Here is a 19,054-nt window from a genome sequence, read left to right as displayed (position 1 = left end):
GCTCCAAGTCGCCCCGTCTTCCCATCACCCAATGAACTTGTCTTATCACGCGGCCGTCCCGCCGTAGCCGATGGCTTTCGGCGCTTAGGCGGCCAGTTCCCGTTTGTCGATGATTTCGTCGGCACGGCGGCGTGCTTCAGCATCTGCTGCAAACACGGCATCCATCGTTGTGGCAGCGTGACCCATCATCGCGTCCATCACGTCTTCGACCACATCCGCCATGGTGAGGAAGCCGATCCTGCCGGCGCAGAAGGCATGAAATGCCATCTCTTCCGCGGCATTCATGATCGCGCCCTGCGCGCCGCCGCGCTCCAGCGCAGTGCGGGCGAGCCTGAGTGCCGGAAACCGAACCTCGTCCGGCGCCTCGAAATCCAGCCGTGCGAGCTTGGCGAAATCGAGCCTCTCTACATTCAGCTTCGGCCGTTCGGGATAGGTCAGCGCATAGCCGATCGCGGTGCGCATATCCGGACTGCCGAGCTGTGCAATGACGGATCCATCCTGGTAACCCACCATGGAATGAATGATGGATTGCGGATGCACGATCACCTCGATCTGGTCGGGCCTGATATCAAACAGGTGCTTCGCCTCGATGATTTCAAGCGCCTTGTTGAACATCGAGGCGCTGCCGATCGAGATCTTTAGTCCCATGGACCAATTGGGATGGGCGCGGGCAACCTCTGCCGTGACGCCGGCCATCTCCTCGCGGCTCCATGTCCGGAACGGTCCGCCGGACGCGGTCAGAACAATGCGTTCGACTGCATGGTGCTGGTCGTCTTCCAGCGACTGGAAGATCGCGCTGTGCTCACTGTCGACCGGGATCAGCCGACCGCCGCCCTCGGCCACCGCCCGAACGAAGAGTTCGCCGGCGGAAACCAGGCACTCCTTGTTGGCAAGGGCGATGTCTGCTCCGCGCTCCGCAGCAGCAAGCGTCGGCGCAAGGCCGGCAGTCCCGACGATTGCCGCCATCACCAGGTCGGATGGTCGTGCACCCGCTTCGATCAGCGCCGCGCGTCCTGCCGCGACCTCGATCCCGGTGCCTGACAGTGCCGATTTCAGCGCGTCGTAATGGGCATCATCGGCGGTTACGGCCAGCGCTGCACCGCAGGCTATCGCCTGCTCGGCCAGCAATGTGACATTGGCGTTGCCGGTAATTGCCACGACATCGAATGCGTCGCGCCCGCCAAGCTGGCTCACGACATCGAGCGTGTTGACGCCGATCGAGCCGGTGGAACCAAGAATGCTGATGCGACGCTTGCCGGTTTCGGCCATGGTATGTCCTGTCTTTACGGTGACCGCTGGTCTAAAAGAGAAAGCAGCGGCTCACAAGTGTAAGCGCTCAACTCCGAACTTTCGAAGAGCCCGATAGGTCATGACGGATATGCAGACGATCGAGACCCAGACGATCGAAACCCAGACGATCGAAACCCAGTGTGTCATCGCCGGGGCAGGGCCGGCGGGCCTGATGCTGGGTTTTCTTCTGGCGCGGGCCGGCGTCGATGTGGTCGTGCTCGAAAAGCACGCGGATTTCCTGCGCGATTTCCGTGGCGATACCATCCATCCCTCGACGCTGGAAGTGATCACGGAGCTCGGCCTGATCGACGACTTTCTGGCACTGCCGCACACAAGGGCGCCAAAGCTTTCCGCGCAGATGGGGGGCGAGACGATCACCATGGCGGATTTCTCCCGCCTGCCGGTCAAGAACCGTTTCATCGCCTTCATGCCGCAATGGGATTTTTTGAATTTCATGGCAAGGCAGGCGCAAAGCTATCCCAATTTCAAGCTGATCATGGATGCCAAGGTAACCGGGCTCATCGAGGAGAAGGACGCAATTGCCGGCCTCTGCGTCGAAACGCCGGATGGTCCGCTGACCATCCACTCGCAACTCGTCGTCGGGGCCGATGGCCGCAATTCCATCATCCGGGACAAGGCCGGCCTCACCGTCGAAAGCTTTGGAGAGCCGAGCGAAGTCCTGTGGATGAAGCTTTCCAAGCAGAAGGATGACCCGAACGAGGTGATGGGGCATGCCGGTCCAAGCCAGGGTCTGGTGCTGATCGACCGGGGTGACTACTGGCAATGCGGCTATGTGGTCCGTCGCACGACCTATGCAGACATCCGCGAAAAAGGCATCGAGGCTTTTCGTCAGCGAGTGGTGGACGTTTCGCCGCTTCCGGCCGCGCGGATGGCGGAGATCTCCTCCTTCGACGACGTCAGCCTTTTGACCGTACGGATCGACCGGCTGACACAATGGTGGCGCAGCGGCCTGATCTGCATCGGCGATGCGGCGCATGCGATGTCGCCGATCGGCGGCGTTGGCGTCAACCTTGCCATCCAGGATGCGGTGGCGACGGCAAACATTCTGGCAAAGCCGCTGCGCGAAAACAGGCTCTCGGATGCGGATCTCGCGGCCGTGGAAAAGCGCCGCAGCTTTCCGACGCGCGCCACGCAGAAACTGCAGCTGATGATGCGCTCGAGCCGCCGCAGCGATGAGGTCGATGCGCAAAAACGCAAAGGCCCGCCAGCTTTTATCCGCGGCATCGCCCGCTTTCCGCTTCTCGCCCATCTCTCGGGACGACTGATGGGCCTCGGCTTCCGTATGGAGCATGTCCGCAAGACCTGAACCGTTTGCCGTGGGTTTTCAGATCGACGAGGTCGGCGCAGCGGGTAAAGCGCAACTTTGAGGCGCCTCAAAATGCCACCAGTATTCCTGCCCGCAACCTTTCCAGGTATCTCCCGTTGTGAAAGGGGTCCACGAACGGGGTGATGCGATGCTGATGTTCGGACGAATGCTGACGATGGCTGCAGCGATACTGGGCGGCCTCTTTTTCTCTCAGGCGCCCGAGTTTGCCCAGCAATACCGCCAGCGCATCGGCGGCGCGCTCGATGAGCTGAAGGTGATGATTACCCAGTTCGACACCCAGGCCAACCACCACGGTCTTGGCCGACAAGAAGCGCTCAACGTCTATTCGAGCTCGCCGGAAACCTTCCTGCGCGACCAAGGCGACACGATGCGCGGCATCTTTCAGCGTTACGAGACTTTGCTGACGCAGCAGGATGAACTGATCAAGGCCTCGCTGCCGATCAAGCCATTCGTGGTGATGCGCAACGCCGACCCAATGACCTTCACCAATACCTGGCGCGACTACGTGCCGGCGGTGCCGATCGACGCCGCAGGCCTCATCTGGGCCGGCGGCGGCTTCTTCGCCGGCTGGCTGCTCGCCGGCATTCTCGGTTTTGTGCTCAAGGGGGCGACCCGCCCATTTCGCACAAACCGCGGCAGCAAGCAGGCCACGCCGCAAGTATAGACGAGGAGGGTGCGGAATTGCTGATTCCGAATGGACGGCGAAATCTCCGAGAACGTAATCCCGGGAACACGGAATTTTCGTAGGGAGAAACGCGACATCCTTCCGACAGCGCGCGTTCTCAGCTACGGGAGCGGCCTTCGGGAAATGAAAGGCGTGGCGCAATATGTAGACATCGTACACTGGTATAAGAGTTTGACCTGTTGGCGCTACACGTTGGCCAATTACCCGCTTTCTATAGGTATCGACCTCAAGTCTATCTCGTACGGTGGCGCCGATCTACTACATCGCCAGGTCCTCTTTTCCACACGACAGTCACCAGCCCCGCTCAAGTATTGCCCGCTAAATTAGCTCTACTTGCGGATTGGGCGAACATAGCCATGGCTGAATGGGACAACGTCGTCACCATCGAGTTGCGGGGGGAAACCAAGACCTTTGTGCGTATCAAAAGCACGAAGGAGGCGGCGAAGTATTTGATCGAAGCGTGGCCGGGTTCCCGGGACGCAGCTTACCATGATGCCGTGGTCGCCTGCGCCGGAGCATTGAGGGGCCTCACGAACGAAAGACGCGTTGTCGAAGTGCTGTGTAAGGCGGCTTCGTCGTCCAACCTGATCGCTTACGACAGCATCGATGCTTTCGAGGCAGAGATGATCAGCGCAATCAGAATGGCCTTGGACACCGATCTTCAATCTTGTCTCGAGGCAACGTTAAATAAATTCGAGCTAAACAGTATAAATTTCGTCGAGGTCGGGATTTAGTTGATCCGCTGTTTGATGAATTTTGCAGGCGCTCTATTGTGTGTTGAAAGAGCCATGCGAAAATTCAAGCCTGCCCAAAATCGAGACGTTGAGCATGGCCGCAGCAAAGCAGTTACGATGGCTTGGGTCGAAGCAAATCCTTTGCAACTACGAGTTCTCGCCGCGGTTCTGAGTTTGCGTATTTCGACGGTAGCGGATGGTTGTGGTGCTGAGCAGTTCTTACTGTGCAGCAACGCATCACGTCGCGGGTAACGGTTGAGCGAACTCGGCCGTAATCAGCCAGCGAATGATCGGGTTGTGGGAACGCGGGAACGCGGACGTCCCATAAGTCCTGCAAATAATGGTGATCCCAATTGGATTCGAACCAATGGCCTCAAGATTAGGAATCTTGCGCTCTATCCTGCTGAGCTATGGGACCACTCGGCAAAACCCATACAAAAGGTGATGCGTTTAGCCAAGTGTTTTTCTGCGGGTTATGGTGACAGGCGCTGCTCCGTGAGCTTGACCCAGTAGGAGATGCCGTAGGCGAGGGCTTCGTCGTCGAAGTCGTAGTTGGGGTTGTGCAGCGCTGCCGTATCGCCGTTGCCGATGAAGATGAAGGCGCCGGGGCGGCGTTTGAGCATGAAGGCGAAGTCCTCGCCGGCCATGGTCGGTTCGACGTTGGCATCCACATTGGCGGCGCCGACGATCGATGAGGCGACGCCGATTGCGTGGTCGGTCTCGCTGTCGTGGTTGGAGGTGACAGGGCATTTGCGCTCATAGTCGATCGACCAGCCGGCGCCGTGGGCGCTTGCCAAGCCTTCGACGATCTGGCGGATGCGGTTTTCGGCGAGATCGCGGGTGTCCTCGTTCAGCGTGCGCACGGTGCCCATGATGATCGCGTTGTCGGGGATGATATTGTGTGTCGTTCCGGCATCGAAGCGGGTCACTGATATCACCACCGACTGGACGGGGTCCGCATTGCGGGCGGCGATTGCCTGCAGGCTGCCCACCAGCTGCGAGCCGATGAAGATCGGGTCGATCGTCTTGTGAGGCTGGGCCGCGTGGCCGCCGCGACCCTTGATGGTGATGGTGAAGCGGTCGGGTGCTGCCATGATGCCGCCCTTGCGGATCGCGAACTGGCCGACCGGAATGCCCGGCATATTGTGCATGCCGTAGACTTCGTCGATGCCGAAGCGCTCCATCATGCCGTCTTCGATCATTGCCAGCGCGCCGGCGCCACCTTCTTCGGCGGGCTGGAAGATCAGCGCGACGGAGCCTTCGAAATTGCGGGTTTCGGCGAGGTACTTTGCGGCACCCAGCAGCATGGACGTGTGGCCGTCATGGCCGCAGGCATGCATCTTCCCAGGTGTTTTCGAGGCCCATGGCTTGCCCGTGAGCTCGGTCAGCGGCAGCGCATCCATGTCGGCGCGCAGACCGATCGTGCGTCCGCTGGCGTTTGCGCCTGTACCCGCGTCTGCGCCGCCCTTGCCCCTGATGATGCCGACGACGCCGGTGCGGCCGATGCCGGTCGCGACCTCGTCGACGCCGAATTCCTTCAGCTTGGCCGAAACGAAAGCTGCGGTCTCAACGACGTCATAGAGAATCTCGGGGTTTTCGTGGAGATGTCGTCGCCATTCGCTGACTTCGCCTTGAAGTTCGGCGGCGCGGTTCAAGATGGGCATTCGGATTTCCTGTGCTGCTGCTCATAAGGTTGTGACCCATCCTCCCGAAGGGAGTGTGCCTCGCCTGATTGACGTAATCAATCATCTTTGCCATTGCTTGGCCACAGTGGCCACATATGCGCCAAACGTTTCGGGCCTCCATTCCCGGCTCCAGCGACGAGGAACGCTCTTGTCATTCTTGCATCTGAAATCCGCGACCGCCGTTCGGGTGGTCTCCGCCATTGCGGCACTAGGCCTCCTCGTTTCCGCCGGCAGCGCTGCGGCCAATCCACGGCTGATCGTTGATGTGAAGAGCGGGCGGGTCATCGCCCATCAGGATGCGTTCCTGAAATGGTATCCGGCTTCGCTGACCAAGCTGATGACGGCCTATGTCACCTTCAAGGCGATCAAAAGCGGCCGTCTTTCGCTCGAAACCCAGGTGGTGATGAGCAAGAAGGCGACGGACCAGCCGGCCAGCAAGATGTATTTCAAACCGGGCACGCGGCTGACGCTCGACAATGCGATGAAGATCCTTCTCGTCAAGTCTGCCAACGATATCGCCGTGGCCGTCGCCGAAACGGTGGGTGGCTCGCTCGACCAGTTCGTGGAAATGATGAATTCCGAAGCGCAGGGGCTCGGCATGGCATCGAGCCATTTCATCAATCCGCATGGCTTGCCGGGCAAGGGCCAGTTTACCACGGCGCGCGATCTCGCCGTGCTGACGCTGGCGCTGAAGCGGGAATTTCCGCAGTACCAGAGCTATTTCTCGCTGGAAGGCATCGATACCGGCAAGAAGCAGTATCCGAACTTCAACACGCTGATCGGCCGCTTTGATGGGGCCGACGGCATGAAGACCGGCTTCATCTGTGCCGCCGGCTTCAACCAGATCGGCTCGGCCACCCGCAACGGCCGCACGGTGATTTCGGTCGTGCTCGGGTCCGACAGTCTCGCCGGCCGGGCGGATGATACTGCGAACCTTCTGCAGCAGGGGCTCACCTCCCAGGCAAACGAAGGCGTGCCGCTCGCCTCGCTGCCGCCCTATGGAAACACGGCCGAGGTGAATGATGTCAGCGCCGAGATCTGCAATCCGAAGGCTGCCAAAGTCCGCAGTGAAAATCGCGACGATGCCGGGCGAACCGTTCTGCATTCGCCCTTTATCCACGAGATGACGCGGCCACCGCAATATGCGGTGACAAGCCTCATCCTCGGCGGCGAAGACGTGCCGGATGCCAATACGGGCACAAAGTCCGTGCCGATCCCGCAGCCGCGCCCAGCCAATCTCTAAAGAGCGGGCTGAACTTTAAGGTACTAAAACATGTCCTTTAGCGGTCGCATTCCGGTTTCCATCCTCACCGGCTTTCTGGGGGCGGGCAAGTCCACGCTTCTCAACCGGATCCTGAAGGATCCGGCCGCCAGCAACACGGCCGTCATCATCAACGAATTCGGCGATGTGAGCATCGACAATTTCCTGGTCGAAAGCTCCGGCGATGCGCTGCTTGAACTTTCCAACGGCTGCCTGTGCTGCACCGTGCGCGGAGAGCTGATCGATACGCTCGCCACGCTGATGGACGGCGTGCAGACCGGGCGGCTGAAGCCGATCCACCGGGTGGTCATCGAAACGACAGGCCTTGCCGATCCGGCGCCGGTCATGCAGTCGGTCATGGGAAACCCGGTCATCGCGCAGAATTTCGAGCTCGACGGCGTCGTCACCGTTGTCGATGCGGTCAACGGTATCTCGACGCTCGATCGTCATCCGGAAGCGGTCAAGCAGGCTGCGGTCGCCGACCGGCTGGTTCTCTCCAAGCTTTCCATGTCCACACCGGAGGAGAGCGACGCGCTGCGGGCCCGGCTGCGCGCGCTCAACCCGCGGGCACCCATCGTCGATGGCGATGACGAAAGCACCGGTGCCGCCGCGATCCTCGTCAACGGGCTCTACGATCCGGAAACAAAGATCGCCGATGTCGGCCGCTGGCTGCGGGAAGAAGTGGCGCACGATCACGCGCATGAGGCTCATGGGCACGGGCACGATGGGCACGGGCACGACCATCACGACCATAAGCACGATCCCCATGATCACGGCCACCATCATCACGATGTAAACCGGCACGGCGCCAACATTCGCTCCTTCTCGATCATCCACGACAAGCCGATCGAGCCGATGGCGCTCAGCATGTTCGTGGATCTGCTGCGCTCGGCGCATGGCGAAAAGCTTCTGCGCATGAAGGCGATCGTGGCGATGTCCGATAATCTCGAGCGTCCGCTGGTGCTGCACGGCGTGCAGAGCATTTTCCATCCGCCGGAACGGCTGGCGAAATGGCCTGAAGGCTCCGATCGTCTGACGCGCATGGTGCTGATCACCCAGGATCTGCCGGAGGCGTTCGTGCAGGATCTTTTCGCGGCCTTCACGGGCAAGCCGCAGATCGATCGTCCGGATCGTGCGGCGCTCGAAGACAATCCGCTGGCCGTGCCGGGCATGCAGTTCTAAGGCTGCATCGCCAGTTCCAATTTTCGATTTGATGCTGTTGCGCAATCAACCCTTGCGGATCACGAACCTGTGGCCCGTCTCGGTCCGCTCGGACGAGAGCAGGACGTGGCCGTCCTGGCTGCAGAAATGCGGGATATCGATGCCTGCAAGCGGATCGGTGGTTTCCAGGGTAAGAGACGCGCCCGTCTCCATGGACTTCAGACGCTTGCGGGTCTTCAGCACGGGCAGGGGGCATTTCAGCCCGCGAAGATCATAGGTCTCTCCGAGGGCTTCCCCAGGCACTGGCGTCAGTCCTTGGACCAGAACTTCCAGGCGGGCTTCTTGGCGGTCTCGGTCACCGGCTGCGTTGCCGTGTAGGCAAGCGGGTTCTGTTCGGGCACTGGCACGGCAACGGTCGTTCCCTGCGCCGTCTGAACGGTCGGCGTTGCAGCCTGTGGTGCCGGCGCCGATGGAACGCTGGCGGTCTGGGCGCCACGCAACTGCGTATTGGCAATCGAGCCGGTCGTCGTTGCAGGCAGGCGGTCCTGCTTTACCATCATGCGCTCGTTGATCGAGGCTGTACGGGCAGACGTCGGGCCGGCGGAGGCAAGCACGGTGGTCGCCGGCTTCTCGCCGCCCGAGGCCATGCGCTTTTCCATCATCTGCTTGAATTCCGACTGGCTCAGCAGCTTGCCGGCTTCCAGCGACGTGCCTGTTGGTGCATAGGCGAGTTCACGGCCCTTGCGCTTGCCGGCAACGACGGCCTTGCGCTCGGCTTCCGTCGGCTCGTACCAGACCTTGCCGTCATACTTGTCCATCGCCTTCTGATAGGCGAGTTCGTAGGTCTTGGAATAGGACGACAGTGCGGATACCAGCGTCGGCGGCGTCGACATGGTCGGGCAGGCGGCGGCCGGTGCGAACTTGCCGTTGCTGTCCGCCTGCTGGTTGAAGACGTATTTCTTTTCGCAGACGTTCACTTCCGGCGGGCGCTTCGTCACTTCGAAATTGTCGTAGCCGGTCTTGATCATCTTCCAGAAGTCATAGTTCTGGTTGTCGCGGTGGCGCACCATGTTTTCCGCGCTCATGCGGAAGGGAAGCGCCTGCAGCTGGATCGAGGTCTGGCCGCCCTTGAAGGCGTCGCGTGCAAAGGCGTAGATTTCCAGAACCTGTTCGTCGGTCATGGAGTAGCAACCCGACGACGAGCAGGCGCCGTGGATCATCAGATTGGTGCCGCTGCGGCCGTTGGCAGCGTCATAGCGGTTCGGGAAGCCGGTGTTGATGGCGAGATAATACTGCGAATTGGGGTTCAGGTGCGCAGGGGTCAGGCTGTAGAAGCCTTCCGGCGCCTGACGGTCGCCTTCCTTCACCTTTGGTCCGAGCTTGCCGGACCAGGCGCAGATATCATAGCTCTTGATGACGTCGAAGCGGTTGTCGGCCTTCGCCTTCCAGATCTCGAGCTTACCCTCTTCCTTGAGGATACGGATCATGATCGGCGACTGGCGCGGCATGTTCCTCTTTTGCATCTCGGCAACGATGCTGGAAGGAAGAGGCTGCTCCTTCTTGTTCTTGACGGTCGAGAGATCGATCTTTGCAGAGTCCAGCGTATCGTTACAGCCGGTCAGGGCCGTTGCGACAAGAAGGGCGAAGGCGATGTGTTTCAGGCGCATCGAGACAAACCACATATCAGGAATGGCGAACAAAACCGTACGAGACACGATCAATAAGACGGTAAGCTTTACATCTTCTTAAACGCTTGCACGCGGCTGTCTAGCGAAACCGCCGCGGTTTTCACCGCACACCGGCAATTGCCAAAGTCCTATACCGACGATTTTGGCAATTTCAGGGGCAGACGATCGGTTTTACGCCTGATCCTACAGGTTGCGGCCGATATCGAGGAATTTCTGCCGGCGCTGGTTGCGCAACTCGATGCCGGAGAGCTTCCCAAGTTCTTCCAGAGCCGAAGCAATCACCTTGCCGGTGGCAGCAATAACGGTTTCCGGGTCGCGATGCGCGCCGCCGATCGGCTCCGGAATGATCTCGTCGATGATGCCGAGACCCTTCAGGTCGTCGGAGGTGATCTTCATGTTAGTCGCAGCTTCACGGGCGCGGGTCGAATCGCGCCACAGGATGGAGGCGGCGCCTTCCGGCGAGATGACCGAATAGATCGAGTGCTCGAGCATATAGACCCGGTTGCCGGTGGCGATGGCAATCGCACCGCCGGAGCCGCCTTCGCCGATGACGATGGAGATCAACGGGACTTTCACGCCAAGGCACATTTCCGTCGAGCGGGCGATGGCTTCCGCCTGGCCGCGCTCTTCCGCGCCGACGCCCGGATAGGCGCCTGCCGTATCAATCAGGGAGATGATCGGAAGACCGAAGCGGTCGGCCATTTCCATGATGCGGATCGCCTTGCGATAGCCTTCGGGACGCGGGCTGCCGAAATTGTGCTTCAGGCGGCTCTTGGTGTCGTGACCCTTTTCCTGGCCCATCAGCGCGACAGGCATACCGTTGAAACGGGCAAGGCCTGCCTGGATCGCCGCGTCTTCACCGAAATTGCGGTCGCCGGCAAGCGGCGTGAAATCGGTAAACAGCTTTGCGGCATAATCGACGAAATGCGGGCGCTGCGGATGGCGGGCAACCTGCGTCTTCTCCCAGGCGCCGAGCTTGGAATAGATGTCCTTGACCGCTTCCTTCACCCGGCCTTCAAGGCGGGTAATCTCGTCGGTCGTGTCTATGCCTTCATTCTCGTCCGTGAGCTTCTTGAGCTCGTGGATCTTGCCCTCGAGGTCAGAGATTGGCTTTTCGAAGTCGAGATACGTTTGCATGAGATCCGGTTTCCGGTTGTTTTTCTCTTGAGGAACGTAGCGTTCCAATTTTCGATCGGGGCTTCTAATCCCGGTTTTTGGCCTGTTTTGCAAGAGGGTGATGTGTTTGCACCGTCTGGCGAAGCCGTTCTTCCAGGACATGAGTGTATATTTGAGTGGTGGAAATGTCTGAATGTCCAAGCAGTTCCTGTACCACTCGAAGGTCGGCGCCGTTTGCCAAAAGATGGCTTGCAAAGGCGTGACGCATCACATGCGGCGAGATCGCAGCGGTTTTTAAGCCCGCCCGCGCCGCCAGTCCCTTGAGGTCGCGGGCGAAAACCTGGCGGGGAAGATAACCTTCCTTGCTGCTGGAAGGGAAGAGCCAGATGCTCTCCGCATCTTTTTCGCGGCTGCTCCGCATTTCGCCATAAACTTTCATCGCGGCGATGGCCGAGCGGGAGAGCGGCACCAGCCGTTCTTTGTTGCCCTTGCCGCGCACCATCAGGAACCGGCCTTCCTGGTCCAGCACCTTTGCCGGCAGTGAGACGAGTTCGCTCACCCGCATCCCCGTTGCATACAGAAGCTCGAGCAGCGCCAGCATGCGGGCGCGGGAAATCTGGTCGGGTCCCGGTTGTGCCGCTTCCTCCATGGCAAGACTTAAGAGACGGGTCACGTCTGCCTCGGTCATGATCTTTGGCAGAGGCCGCCCTTTCTTCGGGGCGTCCAGAATGGATGTCGGATCGTCGGTGCGCAGGCCTTCGGCATAGAGGAACTTGTAGAACTGCCGCATGGCAGAGAGCCGCCGCGCCTGCGAGGACGCCGCAAAGCCCTGCTTGCCGAGATGGCTAAGATACGCCGACAGATCGGCACTTTGCGCAGACGACGGCGTCGATTTGTGGGTCGCGAGGAAGGAATGCATGTCCTCCAGATCGCGTTCATAGGAGGAGAGCGTGTTCATCGCCGCACCGCGTTCGGCGCTCATCATTTCCAGAAAGGCTTCGATGTGAGCGCGAGACAGGTCGGCCATTGGTTCGTCCTAGTCTTTTCAGGCGGTCAGGGCTTCTGGGCGGGCGGGTTCAGCCGCTCGGAGGGCACGCGCACCGTGACATCGCGTTCGCGCGGCTCCACCAGAAAGACCAGTGCCACCATGCTTCCGTAGATGATGCCAGCGATCACCGCGAGCACGAATAGAAACCGGAACAGGGTAGGCATCGAGAACTCCGCTTCGTTGCGCTGCACTATATCCGTAAATGTTTATAGATCGACAAGAAGAAACGGTGACGGCAGTGTTTCAGGCGCCGCGCGGCTTGACGCCCATCCCGCATTTGTCGATACCGTTTCGCAAACGGACGAGACGATGAACGAAGTTGCATCCATTGCGGAACAGTCGCTCAAGCAGCGGGCGAGCGCGGCACTCGATGGCCGCAACCTGACCCTTGTCGGCCTGATGGGAGCGGGCAAGTCGGTGATCGGAAAGCTGGTCGCCCAGGCGCTCAACGTGCCCTTCGTCGATACCGACGCGGAAATCGAAAAAGTTTCCCGCATGACGATCTCGGAGCTTTTCGCATCATACGGCGAAACGGAGTTCCGGGCACTGGAAACGCGGGTTATCGAGCGGTTGCTGAAGCAGGGGCCGCGGGTGGTCTCCACCGGCGGCGGTGCCTTCATCAACGAGGCGACCCGCGCGCAGATCAAGGCCGGCGGCGTTTCGCTGTGGCTGAAGGCGGATCTGGATGTTCTGTGGGAGCGCGTCAACCGACGCGATCACCGCCCGCTTCTGAAAACCGAAAACCCGAAGCAGACGCTGGAGAACCTGATGATCCAGCGCTACCCGATCTATGCCGAAGCCGATCTCACCGTGCTGTCGCATAATGTCCGCAAGGACGTGATGGTCAACGAGGTGCTAAAAGCGCTGGCCGGGCTTCCCAAGGCCGGCCTTGCAAAGACAGGTAACATGCCATGAACGAAACCTCCCGTGCTTCCGAACGCCTGGTGCATGTGCCGCTCCAAGGGCGCGCCTACGATATTCTGATCGGCCCCGGCCTCATCGAGCGCGCCGGCGGCGAGATCACCTCGCGGCTGAAAGGTCGCCGTGCAGCCATCGTCACGGACGAAAATGTGGCGCCGCTCTATCTCGAAGCGCTGATGGACAGTCTGCAGACCGACGGTATCGAAGCCGTGTCGCTGACGCTGCCGGCCGGCGAAAAGACCAAGAGCCTCGAACACCTGTCAACCGTCTGCGACATGGTTCTGTCGGCGCGGATCGAACGTAACGATGCGGTGATCGCGCTTGGCGGCGGCGTGATCGGCGATCTCGCGGGTTTTGCGGCAGGCATCGTGCGGCGCGGCGTGCGCTTCGTGCAGATCCCGACCTCGCTTCTGGCGCAGGTGGATTCGTCCGTCGGCGGCAAGACGGGCATCAACACCCGTCACGGCAAGAACCTGCTCGGCGTCTTCCACCAGCCGGATCTGGTTCTCGCCGATACCGCAGCACTCGACACGCTGTCCGAGCGAGAGTTTCGCGCAGGTTATGCCGAGGTCGCCAAATACGGGCTGATCGACCAGCCGGATTTCTTCGAATGGCTGGAAAAGAACTGGAAAGCGGTGTTTTCAGGCGCGCCGGAGCGGATCGAGGCGATTGCCAGAAGCTGCCAGTCGAAATCCGATGTGGTGGTCGAAGACGAGCGCGAGACCGGCCGTCGCGCGCTTCTCAATCTCGGTCACACATTTGGCCATGCGCTGGAAGCCGCCGTCGAATATGACGGCAAGCGCCTCGTTCATGGCGAAGGCGTCGCGATCGGCATGGTGCTGGCCTACCAGTTTTCGGCGCGCATGAACCTTGCAAGCCCTGATGATGCCAGCCGCGTCGAGGCGCATCTGAAAGCGGTCGGCCTGCCGACCAGGATCAGCGACATTCCGGGCGAACTGCCGCCGACGCAAAGGCTTCTCGATGCGATTGCGCAGGACAAGAAGGTGAAGAGCGGCAAGCTCACCTTCATCCTCACCCACGGGATCGGCCAGTCCTTCGTCGCTGATGATGTGCCGTCTTCCGAAGTGCTGAGCTTCCTTGACGAAAAGCGGAGCCGATGAGCGCCAAACGCAGCCTGCCATCGCGCCTGCTGAACGCGGTCATCCGCCGCCTGCTTCGCATGTCCGGCCTGACGCTGTCGCCGGAAACGCTGGTCTTTGCGGACCGGGACGATCTGCATTCGGCACTCGAGGCCAGGCACCGCGAGCGCGATCCGGTGCAGCGGGACCGCAACCGGCTGAGCGGTCTGTTCGAGCTTCAGGAGCTCGAAGTCTCCGACGTGATGCGGCACCGCACCGTCATGCGCGCCTTGAACGCCGACGATCCGCCTGAGGTTCTGGTGCGCACCGTGCTCGAAAGCCCCTATACCCGCATGCCGGTGTGGCGCAATTCGACCGAAAACATTATCGGTGTGCTGCATGCCAAGGACCTGTTGCGCACACTTGCCGACGTGGAGGCCGACGGGGCCCCTGTCGATGTCGTAAAGATCGCCCAGCGGCCGTGGTTTGTGCCCGATAGTACCAGCCTCAAGGACCAGCTTGCCGCATTCCTGAAGCGAAAGGTGCATTTCGCCGTCGTGGTCGACGAATATGGCGAGGTGCAGGGCATCGTCACGCTGGAGGATATTCTCGAGGAAATCGTCGGCGATATCGCAGACGAGCATGATATCGAGGTCCGTGGCGTGCGCCAGGAAGCCGACGGCTCGATCCTGGTCGATGGCTCGGTGCCGATCCGAGATCTCAACCGGGCGCTCGGCTGGAGCCTGCCGGATCAGGAAGCGACGACCATCGCCGGTCTCGTCATCCACGAATCAAAGCTGATCCCCGAAGAGCGTCAGGCCTTCACCTTCCACGGCAAGCGCTTCATCGTCCTGAAGCGCGAGAAGAACCGCATCACGCGGCTCAGAATCCGCCCGGCAGTCGAGACAGCGCTGCCCGGCGAATAGGTCTCCGCTACCAGCGCGTCGCTTCGCCCGGTGCTGCGGCTTCCACCGCCAGCGCGTGGAGACCTGCGTCAAGTTCGGGCTTCAGCAGCGCATTCACCGCCCGGTGCCGGTCGAGACGGCTCTTTCCCGCAAATGCCGGAGACACGATCCGCACCCGCATATGGGTCTCGCCGGTTCCTGTAATATCCGGCTGATGTCCGGCGTGATGCTGGCTCTCGTCGATCACCTCGAGCCGATCGGGGGAAAGGTTGTCGCAAAGCGTAGCTTCGATGCGGGCTCTTACGGTCATGTTCGGCTTCCTTTGATGGCAGACAGGGCGACGCAGAAGGGCATCTCAGAAACCAGCAACAAACCGGTTTGTCAATTCTTGTCCCGACTTCTCGGCGGCCCCATAATAGGAGCCTTATGAAACTCGATTCCAAATATTTCGACCGTATCCGGACGCGCCGGAACAGGCAGCAGGAAACGGCTGCGCAGGCTCCGACCTGCCAGTGGGACGGGTGCGACAAGCCCGGCGCCCACCGCGCGCCCGTGGGTCGAAATGCCGAGGGACAGTTCTTCCTGTTCTGCTTCGAGCACGTGAAGGAATACAACAAGGGTTACAACTATTTCTCCGGCCTGTCGGATGGCGAGATTGCGCGCTACCAGAAGGAAGCGATCACCGGTCATCGCCCCACATGGACGGTTGGCGTCAATAAGGCGGCGAAAGACGGCCCATTGCATTCGAGCGCGCGCTCCAGTGCAGGCGGTGCCAGCGGAACCGCTTACGCGCAGCAGCGTTTCAAGGATCCGTTCGGTTTCGTTTCTCAGGCCCGGGCGGGCACCGGTGGACGGTTCGAAACGCAGGGACGAAAGCTGAAAACGCTGGAAGCCAAGGCTTTCGATACGCTGGAACTGGCGGCAAACTCGAATTCGACCGATATCAAGCGGCGCTACAAGGAACTGGTCAAGAAGCACCACCCGGATGCCAATGGCGGAGACCGCGGTTCTGAAGACCGTTTTCGCGCTGTCATTCAAGCATACCAGTTGTTGAAGCAGGCGGGTTTCTGCTAAGCCGTAAAAACATATGGCAGCGAGGATGAAGGCCGGGCATTTGCCCGTGCCCTGGAGTTATGATGAGCAAGATCGACTTAGACATTTCCAACCTTCCCGACACCACAGTATCTGTCCGGGATGTTTTCGGCATTGATACCGATTTGAGGGTTCCGGCCTACAGCCACGGCGACCCTTACGTTCCGGACCTTGATCCGGACTACCTGTTCGACCGCGACACGACGCTCGCCATCCTCGCAGGGTTTGCCCATAACCGCCGCGTCATGGTGTCCGGTTTCCACGGAACCGGCAAATCGACCCATATCGAGCAGGTTGCCGCCCGCCTCAACTGGCCTTGCGTGCGCGTCAACCTCGACAGCCACGTCAGCCGTATCGATCTCGTCGGCAAGGACGCGATCGTGCTGAAGGACGGCAAGCAGGTTACCGAATTCAAGGACGGCATTCTGCCCTGGGCCTACCAGCACAATGTCGCGCTGGTGTTCGACGAATACGATGCGGGCCGCCCGGATGTGATGTTCGTCATTCAGCGCGTGCTGGAATCGTCGGGCCGCCTGACGCTTCTCGACCAGAGCCGCGTCATTCGCCCGCACCCTGCGTTCCGCATCTTCTCGACCGCCAACACGGTTGGCCTCGGAGATACGACCGGCCTTTATCACGGCACCCAGCAGATCAACCAGGCACAGATGGACCGCTGGTCGATCGTGACAACGTTGAACTACCTGCCGCACCAGAAGGAAGTCGATATCGTTGCCGCCAAGGTGAAGTCGTTCGGCAAGACGGCCGAAGGTCGCGAAACCGTATCGAAGATGGTGCGCGTCGCCGATCTGACCCGGTCGGCCTTTATCAACGGCGACCTCTCGACAGTGATGAGCCCGCGTACGGTTATCACCTGGGCCGAGAATGCCGAGATCTTCGGTGATGTCGCCTTTGCCTTCCGCATCACCTTCCTTAACAAGTGCGACGAGCTTGAGCGCACGCTGGTGGCCGAACAGTATCAGCGCGCCTTCGGTGTCGAGCTCAAGGAAAGTGCAGCGAACATGGTTCTCGGCGCTTAACGAACGTCGGCAGGGGCGTGACCTAACGCGCCAAGCGAAGGAAATGCAGGCCATGTCAGGTCGTGGAGACAATCTAAAGCCCAAGTCCAGCGGCATGGTCGATACCGAGCCGTTGCGCCGGGCGATCACCGGCTGCGTGCGGTCGATTGCCGCCAATGGCGAGGTCGAGGTGTCGTTCGCCAACGAGCGCCCCGGCCTTGCGGGCGATCGCATTCGTCTGCCGGAGATCTCCAGGCGTCCAACGGCCCATGAACTGGCTGTCACCCGCGGCCTCGGCGATTCCATGGCGCTCCGGATCGCCTGCCACGATACGGCCATGCATGCCAATCTGGCGCCGCAGGGATCGGATGCGCGCACCGTGTTTGATGCGGTCGAACAGGCCCGGATCGAATCGATCGGCGCGCTGCGGATGACCGGCGTTGCCTCCAACCTCAACTCGATGCATCAGGAAAAATACGCCAAGGCGAATTTCACTGGCATCGAGCGTCAGGAAGACGCACCGATCGGCGAAGCGATCGCCATGCTGGTGCGCGAAAAGCTGACCGGCGTGAAGCCGCCCGAAAGCGCCGGCAAGGTGCTCGACCTCTGGCGTCCGTTTATCGAGGACAAGGCGTCCGGCGATCTCGACAATCTGAGAAATGTCATCGAGGACCAGCAGGCCTTCTCCAAGGTCGTGCGCCGCATGCTTTCATCCATGCAGATGGCCGAGGATCTCGCCAGCGACGACAGCGAGCCTGAGGAAATCGACAACCAGAACGACGAGGAACAGCCGAGCAGCGGCGAGACTGAGAACGAGGAAGTCGAGGAAGAAGCCGGATCGGACGCCGCGCCCGCCGAACAGAGCGACGTTGCCGACGACGACATGGACGAAGGCGAGATGGACGGCGCCGAAATGTCGGACGAGGAGATGTCCGACGAGAGCGACGATCACTCCGAGACCCCAGGCGAGACCCGCCGCCCGAACAGCCCGTTCGACGATTTCAACGAGAAGGTGGATTATCACATCTTCACGCAGGAATTCGACGAGGAGATCACTGCCGAAGAGCTTTGCGACGAAGCGGAACTCGACCGGCTGCGCGCATTCCTCGACAAGCAGCTCGCCCACTTGCAGGGCGCCGTTGGCCGTCTCGCCAACCGGCTGCAGCGGCGCCTGATGGCGCAGCAGAACCGCTCGTGGGATTTCGACCTGGAGGAAGGCTATCTTGATCCGGCCCGTCTCGTGCGCCTGATCATCGATCCGATGCAGCCGCTGTCCTTCAAGAAGGAACGCGATACGCAGTTCCGCGATACGGTCGTGACGCTGGTGATCGATAATTCCGGTTCGATGCGCGGCCGTCCGATTACGGTTGCGGCAACATGCGCCGACATTCTCGCGCGCACGCTGGAACGCTGCGGCGTGAAGGTGGAGATCCTCGGCTTTACCACCAAGGCCTGGAAGGGCGGTCAGAGCCGCGAGAACTGGCTTGCGAACGGCAAGCCCGCGACGCCCGGCCGTCTGAACGACCTGCGCCACATCGTCTACAAGTCAGCCGATGCACCGTGGCGCCGGTCGCGCCGCAATCTCGGCCTGATGATGCGCGAAGGCCTGCTCAAGGAAAACATCGACGGCGAAGCGCTAATGTGGGCGCATAACCGTCTCATCGCGCGGCCGGAACAGCGCAAGATCCTGATGATGATCTCCGATGGCGCGCCGGTCGACGATTCGACGCTTTCGGTCAATCCGGGCAATTATCTGGAACGGCATCTGCGCGCCGTCATCGAACAGGTCGAGACCAAGTCGCCTGTCGAGCTTCTGGCGATCGGCATTGGCCATGATGTGACGCGCTACTATCGCAATGCCGTGACCATCGTCGACGCAGACGAGTTGGCAGGTGCGATGACCGAGCAGTTGGCCGAACTCTTTGCCGATAAGTCGTCGGCACAGGGCGCCCGTGGCGCCCGCGGTGGCCGTATGCGACGGGCAGGCTGAGGGCTTCGGTGAAGTCCTTCCGCGTCGCCGTAGCT

Annotated in this window: 18 protein-coding genes, 1 tRNA gene and 1 pseudogene; 11 read left to right on the top strand and 9 right to left on the bottom strand. The window is 60.8% G+C overall.

Features of this window, described 5'->3' with window-relative positions; translation table 11 throughout:
* Window positions 1–84: 84 nt before the first annotated feature.
* Window positions 85–1,269: a 1-deoxy-D-xylulose-5-phosphate reductoisomerase gene (gene dxr, locus ACQY1K_RS15360; protein WP_430257782.1), complete on the bottom strand. Its 1,185-nt coding sequence runs from the start codon at window positions 1,267–1,269 to the stop codon at window positions 85–87.
* 100 nt (window positions 1,270–1,369) lie between these two features.
* On the opposite strand from dxr, the gene ACQY1K_RS15355 reads away from it, so the two are divergent.
* The 3 genes from ACQY1K_RS15355 (at window position 1,370) to ACQY1K_RS15345 (ending at window position 4,057) form a co-directional block, all read left to right on the top strand.
* On the top strand, window positions 1,370–2,617 hold the full coding sequence (locus ACQY1K_RS15355; protein WP_430257781.1) for an FAD-dependent oxidoreductase: 1,248 nt from the start codon (window positions 1,370–1,372) through the stop codon (window positions 2,615–2,617).
* A 148-nt stretch (window positions 2,618–2,765) separates the two neighbouring features.
* The gene (locus ACQY1K_RS15350; RefSeq protein WP_062462586.1) at window positions 2,766–3,302 is read left to right on the top strand and encodes a DUF2937 family protein; all 537 of its coding nucleotides are present in this window, start codon (window positions 2,766–2,768) and stop codon (window positions 3,300–3,302) included.
* A gap of 377 nt (window positions 3,303–3,679) precedes the next feature.
* Complete coding sequence (locus ACQY1K_RS15345) at window positions 3,680–4,057, top strand: DUF982 domain-containing protein (protein ID WP_062461818.1); 378 nt, start codon at window positions 3,680–3,682, stop codon at window positions 4,055–4,057.
* 341 nt (window positions 4,058–4,398) lie between these two features.
* On the opposite strand, the gene ACQY1K_RS15340 is transcribed toward ACQY1K_RS15345, so the two are convergent.
* Together ACQY1K_RS15340 and ACQY1K_RS15335 are read right to left on the bottom strand one after the other, a co-directional pair.
* Window positions 4,399–4,475, bottom strand: a tRNA-Arg gene (locus ACQY1K_RS15340).
* A gap of 55 nt (window positions 4,476–4,530) precedes the next feature.
* Window positions 4,531–5,721 carry a M20 aminoacylase family protein gene (locus tag ACQY1K_RS15335; protein ID WP_430257780.1) on the bottom strand — a complete coding sequence of 397 codons (1,191 nt, stop codon included), beginning with the start codon at window positions 5,719–5,721 and terminating at the stop codon, window positions 4,531–4,533.
* A 178-nt stretch (window positions 5,722–5,899) separates the two neighbouring features.
* Here ACQY1K_RS15335 and ACQY1K_RS15330 point away from each other — a divergent pair, with 178 nt between their 5' ends.
* Together ACQY1K_RS15330 and ACQY1K_RS15325 are read left to right on the top strand one after the other, a co-directional pair.
* Window positions 5,900–6,985, top strand: a complete 1,086-nt coding sequence (locus ACQY1K_RS15330; RefSeq protein ID WP_244476246.1) for a D-alanyl-D-alanine carboxypeptidase family protein — start codon at window positions 5,900–5,902, stop codon at window positions 6,983–6,985.
* 30 nt (window positions 6,986–7,015) lie between these two features.
* Window positions 7,016–8,185, top strand: coding sequence for a CobW family GTP-binding protein (locus tag ACQY1K_RS15325; RefSeq protein ID WP_430257779.1), 1,170 nt, complete (start codon window positions 7,016–7,018; stop codon window positions 8,183–8,185).
* A gap of 45 nt (window positions 8,186–8,230) precedes the next feature.
* Here the strand turns inward: ACQY1K_RS15325 and ACQY1K_RS15320 are convergent, their stop codons facing one another.
* The 5 genes from ACQY1K_RS15320 to ACQY1K_RS15300 form a co-directional block, all read right to left on the bottom strand.
* Window positions 8,231–8,467 carry a sulfurtransferase TusA family protein gene (locus ACQY1K_RS15320; RefSeq protein WP_062461809.1) on the bottom strand — a complete coding sequence of 79 codons (237 nt, stop codon included), beginning with the start codon at window positions 8,465–8,467 and terminating at the stop codon, window positions 8,231–8,233.
* A 5-nt stretch (window positions 8,468–8,472) separates the two neighbouring features.
* On the bottom strand, window positions 8,473–9,831 hold the full coding sequence (locus ACQY1K_RS15315) for a L,D-transpeptidase family protein (RefSeq protein ID WP_062462017.1): 1,359 nt from the start codon (window positions 9,829–9,831) through the stop codon (window positions 8,473–8,475).
* Between the two features lie 204 nt (window positions 9,832–10,035).
* Window positions 10,036–10,989 carry an acetyl-CoA carboxylase carboxyltransferase subunit alpha gene (locus ACQY1K_RS15310; protein ID WP_092659372.1) on the bottom strand — a complete coding sequence of 318 codons (954 nt, stop codon included), beginning with the start codon at window positions 10,987–10,989 and terminating at the stop codon, window positions 10,036–10,038.
* A 64-nt stretch (window positions 10,990–11,053) separates the two neighbouring features.
* Window positions 11,054–11,995 (bottom strand): site-specific tyrosine recombinase XerD, encoded by a 942-nt coding sequence (xerD, locus tag ACQY1K_RS15305; RefSeq protein ID WP_430257778.1) that lies wholly within the window; start codon window positions 11,993–11,995, stop codon window positions 11,054–11,056.
* A 26-nt stretch (window positions 11,996–12,021) separates the two neighbouring features.
* The gene (locus tag ACQY1K_RS15300; RefSeq protein ID WP_092660944.1) at window positions 12,022–12,180 is read right to left on the bottom strand and encodes a hypothetical protein; all 159 of its coding nucleotides are present in this window, start codon (window positions 12,178–12,180) and stop codon (window positions 12,022–12,024) included.
* A gap of 145 nt (window positions 12,181–12,325) precedes the next feature.
* On the opposite strand from ACQY1K_RS15300, the gene ACQY1K_RS15295 reads away from it, so the two are divergent.
* The 3 genes and pseudogenes from ACQY1K_RS15295 to ACQY1K_RS15285 all read left to right on the top strand — a co-directional run.
* Window positions 12,326–12,931 (top strand): shikimate kinase, encoded by a 606-nt coding sequence (locus ACQY1K_RS15295; RefSeq protein WP_430257777.1) that lies wholly within the window; start codon window positions 12,326–12,328, stop codon window positions 12,929–12,931.
* The gene (gene aroB / locus ACQY1K_RS15290; RefSeq protein ID WP_113111773.1) at window positions 12,928–14,058 is read left to right on the top strand and encodes a 3-dehydroquinate synthase; all 1,131 of its coding nucleotides are present in this window, start codon (window positions 12,928–12,930) and stop codon (window positions 14,056–14,058) included. The genes ACQY1K_RS15295 and aroB overlap by 4 nt, the downstream gene beginning before the upstream one ends.
* A gap of 20 nt (window positions 14,059–14,078) precedes the next feature.
* A pseudogene (locus ACQY1K_RS15285) lies at window positions 14,079–14,942 on the top strand (transporter associated domain-containing protein); the annotation flags it as partial.
* Window positions 14,943–14,949: 7 nt separating this feature from the next.
* Here the strand turns inward: ACQY1K_RS15285 and ACQY1K_RS15280 are convergent.
* The gene (locus ACQY1K_RS15280; protein ID WP_430257776.1) at window positions 14,950–15,231 is read right to left on the bottom strand and encodes a BolA family protein; all 282 of its coding nucleotides are present in this window, start codon (window positions 15,229–15,231) and stop codon (window positions 14,950–14,952) included.
* A gap of 116 nt (window positions 15,232–15,347) precedes the next feature.
* Between ACQY1K_RS15280 and ACQY1K_RS15275 the strand changes: the two genes are divergently transcribed.
* The 3 genes from ACQY1K_RS15275 (at window position 15,348) to cobT (ending at window position 19,019) form a co-directional block, all read left to right on the top strand.
* Window positions 15,348–15,995, top strand: coding sequence for a J domain-containing protein (locus tag ACQY1K_RS15275; protein WP_062461786.1), 648 nt, complete (start codon window positions 15,348–15,350; stop codon window positions 15,993–15,995).
* A gap of 62 nt (window positions 15,996–16,057) precedes the next feature.
* Window positions 16,058–17,050 (top strand): cobaltochelatase subunit CobS, encoded by a 993-nt coding sequence (cobS, locus tag ACQY1K_RS15270; RefSeq protein ID WP_092660946.1) that lies wholly within the window; start codon window positions 16,058–16,060, stop codon window positions 17,048–17,050.
* A gap of 52 nt (window positions 17,051–17,102) precedes the next feature.
* Complete coding sequence (gene cobT, locus ACQY1K_RS15265) at window positions 17,103–19,019, top strand: cobaltochelatase subunit CobT (protein WP_430257775.1); 1,917 nt, start codon at window positions 17,103–17,105, stop codon at window positions 19,017–19,019.
* Window positions 19,020–19,054: the final 35 nt, after the last annotated feature.

The organism is Neorhizobium sp. IRS_2294 (assembly GCF_050500145.1).
GTDB lineage: Bacteria > Pseudomonadota > Alphaproteobacteria > Rhizobiales > Rhizobiaceae > Neorhizobium > Neorhizobium soli.
The sequence above is the reverse complement of the archived record's forward strand: the minus strand, read 5'-3'. Positions and strand labels throughout refer to the sequence as shown.

Excerpts from the sequence above, each read along its gene's own strand:
- dxr (WP_430257782.1), bottom strand. The coding sequence starts at position 1,269 with ATGGCCGAAACCGGCAAGCGTCGCATCAGCATTCTTGGTTCCACCGGC.
- ACQY1K_RS15355 (WP_430257781.1), top strand. The coding sequence starts at position 1,370 with ATGACGGATATGCAGACGATCGAGACCCAGACGATCGAAACCCAGACG.
- ACQY1K_RS15350 (WP_062462586.1), top strand. The coding sequence starts at position 2,766 with ATGCTGATGTTCGGACGAATGCTGACGATGGCTGCAGCGATACTGGGC.
- ACQY1K_RS15345 (WP_062461818.1), top strand. The coding sequence starts at position 3,680 with ATGGCTGAATGGGACAACGTCGTCACCATCGAGTTGCGGGGGGAAACC.
- ACQY1K_RS15335 (WP_430257780.1), bottom strand. The coding sequence starts at position 5,721 with ATGCCCATCTTGAACCGCGCCGCCGAACTTCAAGGCGAAGTCAGCGAA.
- ACQY1K_RS15325 (WP_430257779.1), top strand. The coding sequence starts at position 7,016 with ATGTCCTTTAGCGGTCGCATTCCGGTTTCCATCCTCACCGGCTTTCTG.
- ACQY1K_RS15315 (WP_062462017.1), bottom strand. The coding sequence starts at position 9,831 with ATGCGCCTGAAACACATCGCCTTCGCCCTTCTTGTCGCAACGGCCCTG.
- ACQY1K_RS15310 (WP_092659372.1), bottom strand. The coding sequence starts at position 10,989 with ATGCAAACGTATCTCGACTTCGAAAAGCCAATCTCTGACCTCGAGGGC.
- xerD (WP_430257778.1), bottom strand. The coding sequence starts at position 11,995 with ATGGCCGACCTGTCTCGCGCTCACATCGAAGCCTTTCTGGAAATGATG.
- ACQY1K_RS15300 (WP_092660944.1), bottom strand. The coding sequence starts at position 12,180 with ATGCCTACCCTGTTCCGGTTTCTATTCGTGCTCGCGGTGATCGCTGGC.
- ACQY1K_RS15295 (WP_430257777.1), top strand. The coding sequence starts at position 12,326 with ATGAACGAAGTTGCATCCATTGCGGAACAGTCGCTCAAGCAGCGGGCG.
- aroB (WP_113111773.1), top strand. The coding sequence starts at position 12,928 with ATGAACGAAACCTCCCGTGCTTCCGAACGCCTGGTGCATGTGCCGCTC.
- ACQY1K_RS15280 (WP_430257776.1), bottom strand. The coding sequence starts at position 15,231 with ATGACCGTAAGAGCCCGCATCGAAGCTACGCTTTGCGACAACCTTTCC.
- ACQY1K_RS15275 (WP_062461786.1), top strand. The coding sequence starts at position 15,348 with ATGAAACTCGATTCCAAATATTTCGACCGTATCCGGACGCGCCGGAAC.
- cobS (WP_092660946.1), top strand. The coding sequence starts at position 16,058 with ATGAGCAAGATCGACTTAGACATTTCCAACCTTCCCGACACCACAGTA.
- cobT (WP_430257775.1), top strand. The coding sequence starts at position 17,103 with ATGTCAGGTCGTGGAGACAATCTAAAGCCCAAGTCCAGCGGCATGGTC.